5 protein-coding genes are annotated in these 6,316 nt (G+C 38.2%); 4 read left to right on the forward strand and 1 reads right to left on the reverse strand.

Features of this window, described 5'->3' with window-relative positions; translation table 11 throughout:
* Positions 1–4 precede the first annotated feature (4 nt).
* Complete coding sequence (locus tag GXZ17_RS02595) at positions 5–97, forward strand: transposase (protein WP_409375737.1); 93 nt, start codon at positions 5–7, stop codon at positions 95–97.
* Positions 98–331: 234 nt separating this feature from the next.
* Complete coding sequence (locus GXZ17_RS02600; protein WP_409375733.1) at positions 332–2,344, forward strand: TIM-barrel domain-containing protein; 2,013 nt, start codon at positions 332–334, stop codon at positions 2,342–2,344.
* Between the two features lie 134 nt (positions 2,345–2,478).
* Here the strand turns inward: GXZ17_RS02600 and GXZ17_RS02605 are convergent, their stop codons facing one another.
* The gene (locus GXZ17_RS02605) at positions 2,479–2,970 is read right to left on the reverse strand and encodes an ureidoglycolate lyase (protein ID WP_409375734.1); all 492 of its coding nucleotides are present in this window, start codon (positions 2,968–2,970) and stop codon (positions 2,479–2,481) included.
* Between the two features lie 445 nt (positions 2,971–3,415).
* Between GXZ17_RS02605 and GXZ17_RS02610 the strand changes: the two genes are divergently transcribed.
* Both GXZ17_RS02610 and GXZ17_RS02615 read left to right on the forward strand, forming a co-directional pair.
* Positions 3,416–5,512: an O-antigen ligase family protein gene (locus GXZ17_RS02610; RefSeq protein WP_409375735.1), complete on the forward strand. Its 2,097-nt coding sequence runs from the start codon at positions 3,416–3,418 to the stop codon at positions 5,510–5,512.
* 62 nt (positions 5,513–5,574) lie between these two features.
* Entirely contained in the window at positions 5,575–6,207 is a 633-nt protein-coding gene (locus tag GXZ17_RS02615) for a TlpA family protein disulfide reductase (protein ID WP_409375736.1), read from the forward strand.
* Positions 6,208–6,316 lie beyond the last annotated feature (109 nt).

Raw genomic sequence — 6,316 nt, forward strand, 5'->3', positions numbered from 1 at the left:
GCCTATTTTAAATTATTTCCATAATAGAACTACTAATGGCTATACGGAGGGCTGTAATACTAAGATTAAGATGCTAAAGAGAAATATTGGGGGTTGAGGAATGTAGAGGTTTACTGGAGAAAGATGTTACTGGGATTCATACCACGAAGAGAATGTTTCCACACAATTTGGCAGAGAGCTTAGCTCTTATTGACTTTTTCCTCTTTTTAGTGTTCTCTTTCGTGGGTGGCTCCTTTCTTGAATGTTTTTTCTATTACGTGGATTATCCCACGGGGAGCCACTCTTTTCAATTTCAACTAAAAATAGTATAACCTTGAAAGGAGTGCATAAGATGTTTTTTAAACAAGTTGGAAACAGGCTAATAGCTCAAAAAGATGGTGAAACTATCTGGCTTGAACCATTTGGCAAAGACTGTTTACGTTTTAGGTCTACCTTGAATAAAGAAATTAATGAAGAAAATTGGACTCTACTATCTCAACCTACTATTCCAGCTCTCATAGATATTCAACCAATGAAAGCCACTATCAAAAATGGAAAGATTATGGCTGAAATATTAGCAGATGGAACAGTCAACTATTTTACCGATGGTGGAAAGATTTTATTAGAAGAACTGTGGATTGATGGAAGGATAAGCAATGCTGATGTTTTAAAAGCTAGAAATTATAAAGCTCTTAGCAGTAGCTTGTATAGAACGGACTTGTATTTTAAGGCTTATGAAGGAGAACGTCTTTATGGAATGGGACAGTATGCCAACGGGTGTTTAGACCTGAAAGGATGTGTATTAGAATTAGCTCAAAAAAATACCCAGATTAGTATTCCTTTTTTAGTTTCTACTCGAGGGTATGGATTTATCTGGAATAACCCGGCAGTTGGTAGAGCAGAACTCGCTAAAAATCATACCTTGTGGCATGCAAAAGCAGGAAAACAGATTGACTATCTTGTTATTGCTGGAGACACTCCGGTTGATATAGTTAAAAAGTATACTGATTTGACCGGCAAACCACCAATGTTACCGGAGTGGGCCTTGGGCTTCTGGCAGTGTAAGCTCCGCTACCGAACTCAAGAAGAGCTTTTAAACGTAGCTCGGGAATACAAAAAAAGAGGATTACCGTTATCAGTTATAGTTATTGACTTTTTTCATTGGCCTCACCAGGGAGATTGGAAATTTGACTCGGAATATTGGCCAGACCCACAAGCTATGGTAGATGAATTAGAAAAAATGGGAATTAAAGTTATGGTATCAGTCTGGCCGACAGTAGAAATAAATAGTGAAAACTACTTAGAAATGGTCAAAAGAGGGCTTCTGGTTAGAACGGAACGTGGGGTTCCTACAATTTTCACTTTTCGAGGAATCAACACCCATTTTGATGCTACTAATCCTGAGGCTAGAGAATTTATCTGGGAGAAAGTTAAGGAAAATTATTATAAGTATGGTATAAAGATGTTCTGGCTGGATGTAGCAGAACCAGAGCTGGGGATGCCAGGTTTTGGTTACGATAATATTTTGTCCTATGATTATGATAATCTTCGCTATCATTTAGGTAATGGCTTAGAAGTAAGCAACATTTATCCTTTTTACTACGCGCAGGCCTTTGAGGATGGTTTGCGATTAGCAGGAGAAAAGGAAATTGTTAACCTTATCCGCTGTGCCTGGCTGGGTAGTCAGCGTTTTGGAGTAGTGGTGTGGTCGGGAGATATTCCTTCTACTTTTGATTCTTTACAGAAGCAGCTTAGAGCAGGCTTAAATATGGCGATGTGTGGTATCCCCTGGTGGACTACTGATATAGGCGGTTTTTTTGATGGAGACCCAAACGACCCTGCTTTCCAAGAGCTCATTATCCGCTGGTTTCAGTTTGGGGTATTTTGCCCCATTTTCAGGCTGCATGGTTTCCGCCTCCCTTATCCTCCAGATTCGAATAAATGTGAGCCATATGACCTAACTGGTGGTCCTAATGAGATATGGTCATTTGGCGAAGAAGCATATGATATAATCAAAAATCTGCTATTCTTAAGAGAGAAAATAAAACCTTACTTAATAGAACAAATGAAAAGAGCTCATGAAGAGGGGATACCAATAATGAGACCCTTATTTATTGATTTTCCCAGTGATGACGAAGCATATGATGTAGAAGATGAGTATATGTTTGGTCCTGACCTGCTTGTAGCGCCTATTTTATACGAAGGCATGAGGTCGAGGAGAGTATATTTACCTGAAGGGGCAAAATGGACCAGCGCTTACAATGGCACAGTGCATGAGGGTGGTCAATGGATAGAAAGCGAAGCACCATTGAATGTGATTCCAGTATTTTTAAAGAATGAGGCAAAAATTCCTATTTCGTTTTGACCAGCAAATCTTTCCGGGAAAGATAGCATAGAATAGAACCACGGGAAATAATGAAGCATGTGTGACTTTTAAGAATAGATTTGGCCGAGTAATATTTCTGTTTCACCCGGCCAAATCTATTCTCGTTAGTAATTTTATCTCTTTTCTCCAAAGGTGAAATTGCAAGGTTTGACCTCGCAATCATTGTGGTAAGTTCTCTCTGCTAATAATACTAAAACGTTAACTGGCTTATCTCCTTTGGCATAGAGGGCGTGATGCCAGACCCCGATCTTTAGTCGGACAAAGGTAAGTTTAGGTACTTCAAAAACTTCGACTTCCATTTCTTCTACCTCTTGGGTAGCAAGTCCAACGTGCATGTACACATCTCCATCGAGGGGAAGGTTTCCCTCTTCAGTATAATTATGGTGTTCGGTGAGTTCGATTTTCAGATCTCGAGGGAAAACCCTGCATAAAGACACTCCCAGAATAGGGCTACCTAAATTTTGTAAGATCAGGTCGGGATAGAACTCAACCGGGGGTTGACCAATCCGCTGATATTTTTCAGGACTAACCTGGTCGAGCCGTACAAAATCACCGTATTTCTGGAAGTTTTCATAAGTGAGTGGTTTAATCTGGATACTATTCATAATCTTCTCTCCTCTGGTAAATAATAAAAATTCTTCTTTTTTTATTGTAACAGTCTTTTATATCCGGTCAATTAGTGACCATGAAAGTTTTGGTATTTTTTCCTTTGTTATTTTCATTTATTTTGTGCTATTTTCTGGAATTACATTATTCCGCAAATACTTTCCCGATGGAGAAAGAAAGGGAGAGATTTCTACGGGAAGGTGATAGAGATAACGACGACACCCCGGGATGAAATCGCCCGTAATAATCTCTGCTACGAAAGATAAGAGAGCACGAAGAAAAAATATTACCATAGATTAGATTTTGTGGTTCACTATGCTTGATTTTGCTGAAAAATATTTTTGATTTTTTTACTTTCAGGAAAGTCAGGAAGTAATATTGTTTGCTATAATTGAAGATAAATCAGTAATAACTTAAAGGATATGTTTGAAATATTAACTGAATATGCCTAAAAAAGAAAATAAGAGTTCTTTAAATTTATCTCTCCTTAAAAAAGGTGTTTTAATAGCTTTATTTGGCCTGGTGCTTCTTTCTCCCTATTATCGAGGTCTGTATTTTGATTATGAACGTTTCCTCTTTTTCGCCGTTTTCTGGGGAATAGCTATTTTTTTCTTTGTTGCTCAGTACTTTTTACGCCAGGAGAGAATAATTATTAGCACTATACCAGAATGGATATTTATTTTCTTAGTTTTACTTTATCTTCTTAATATTCCCCTGGCGGCTGATAAAGGAGGAGCTTTCCGGGAGTTTTTCAATTATTTAACTTTTGCAATGTTTTTCCTGCTGGTAGAAAACCTGTGGTCTTCCCTGGAAGATAAAAAGTGGTTTCTTCTTGCTCTGGGATTAAATGGTATTATTCTGGCTTTTCTGGGTATTTTTTATCAATTTGGCTGGGTATCTCCTTCTGCTACCCCCTTGGGTATGAGTATGAGAGATTTATTTATTGGTGGCAGATTGCATTCCACTTTTCAATATCCCAACACTACTGCTGCTTATTTCGCTATGAGCTACATTGCTCTTTTGACTCTGTTTCTTCTGGAGAAAAAGAAAAGCTGGTTTCTGGGAGCAATTTTTCTTTCTTTTCTCTCTCTTTCTGGCTTTTTTTTCACTTACTCTCGAGGAGGGATATTAACTCTCCCTCTGGCTTTAATTTTTTTGTTTTTGCTTCTCCCTCGCCGAGAAAAAATTCAGCTGGCAGAAGTGCTTTTCTTTTCTCTTCTTGTCCTTTTGCTTTTTGTTTCCCCTTTAGAAAATTATCTTGTTCACAAGGATCCTCTCTTTTTTGGCTTTCTATTCTCAGGAGCTTTAATTCTCACCGGAGTTATCTTTCTTTTGTCCAAAGTAGAAGAAAAAGTTGCTTCTCTTAGCAACCGTTCTCTTCTATTAGGAGTAGTAAGTCTGGTCGGGTTAGTGGTAATTATCTTTCTTTTAGCCCTCTATTCTGATTTTTTACCTCCTCAGCTTTCTCGGAGATTACGAGATATCAGTTTTACCACCCATAGTGCGGCGGAAAGATTTATTTTTTACCGAGATGCCTGGAGGGTCAGCTTTCCTCGTCTTCTTAATGGATGGGGAGGGAGAGCCTGGAAGGCTCTTTATTTAGGTTATCAGTCGGCTCCTTACTTTACTGAAAGTACTCACAATTTTTATTTGCAGATTCTGGTAGAGGGAGGGCTAATAGGGCTTTCTCTCATTGCTATTTTGCTTTTCTCTCTTTTTTATCCTTTTATTAAGAATCGCCACTCTTTACCTTCCCCAGATAAAATTTTGATTTTCGGGGTTTTATCTTTGCTGTTTATGGGATTTACTCATAGTTTTCTGGATGTCAATTTTTCCCTGGGAGCGTATCATTTCACCATCTGGTTTTTTGCTGCAGGAGTAGCAAATTATCTTCGGGACTACAAATTTTCCTCTTTTCCCTTATCTTTTCGAATTCACTACGAGTTTTTAATATTATTAGGAGTGGTTTTCTTTGTTCTCTCCATTCTTATCTTTCAAGGCACCAACAATAAAATATGGGGAGACTACTATGCTAAAGCAGGAGATAACGATAGCGCTCTTTATTTCTATCAAAAAGCAGCACGGTTTAGTTTTGGAGATGCAGAAATTCACCTGGCTTTAAGCAGAGCCTGGAGGGAAAAGTTTTTAAAAGAAGGCAATCCTCAATTCCGAGAAAAAAGCAAAAAAGAAGCAGAAAGAGCTCATCGCCTTTCTCCCTTTTATTACCTTTATTTAGAGCAGCTGGGAGTTCTTTATGTGGAAGAAGGTCAATTCGAAAAAGGCTTGCAGTTTTTAGAAGAAGCAGTAGAAAAAGCTCCTCTTCTTTCTTCTACTTATGAGGTTTTGGTTTCTGCATATCGAGCGGTGGGTGATTTTTATAAATCTCGAGGAGAGGAAGAAAAGGCCAGGGAATATTATGCTCGAGGTTTATTGGTGCGAGAAAAATTCCAAAAAAACGTTAGCCATTCTCGGAAAAATATTACCGAATCAGAAAACCTGCAAGAAGCATTTCAAGAATTATCTTTATTGCTGGAAAATTGAATATGGTTATGTTGTATAATTGGACATTAAAAGAATAAGATGATAAGAGAGGAGCTTAAACTATGAAAAAGGAAAACTGGCCGAAGTGGTTTATCATTGTTTCAGTTTTTTCTCTTCTTTTGGGAGTATCAGGATGCTCTGACTATTTACCTTTACCCACAGAGACTCCTGATCCTTCACCTACAGATACACCAACTCCTACAGATACACCAACTCCTACAGATACACCAACTCCAACGCCAGTAGATACTGGAATTAATTTTACTCTTCCTGACTTAGATGGGAAAGAGGTTTCCCTTCTTGAATTTCGGGGAAAACCAGTTTTAGTATTTTTCTTCAAGTCTTACTGTAGTTATTGCAAGGAGGAAGCTCCTGCAATCCAGGATATTTATCGCCGCCATCAAGGAGAGTTGACGGTGATGGGAATAGCAGTGAATGAAAGCGGGACGTCTGGAAATTTAATTGCTCCTACCGAGGAATATACCCAGATGATCAGGAGCGGTTTTGTTAATAGTAGTGACTGGACTTTTCCGGTTTTAATCGATGATTATGGAAAGGTGCAAAGAGAATGTTTTACAAGATTGGGAGTTCCAGCTTTTCTTTTCTTGAACGAAAAAGGAGAAATTCAACATACTGTGACAGGCGCTGTTTCAAAGAACGAGTTGGAATCTCTTTTATACCAATATCTCTTATAAATATGAATGAGATAGCAATTTGTCCATCTTTATCTGTGTTTCTTGCTAATTTCTTAAATAGAACTATAGGGGTAAACTTCTTATAACCCCTCTTCTTTTTGCGAGGGAC

Origin of the sequence: Candidatus Sordicultor fermentans, from assembly GCF_012728195.1 — a bacterium.
GTDB lineage: Bacteria > Atribacterota > Atribacteria > Atribacterales > Caldatribacteriaceae > Sordicultor > Sordicultor fermentans.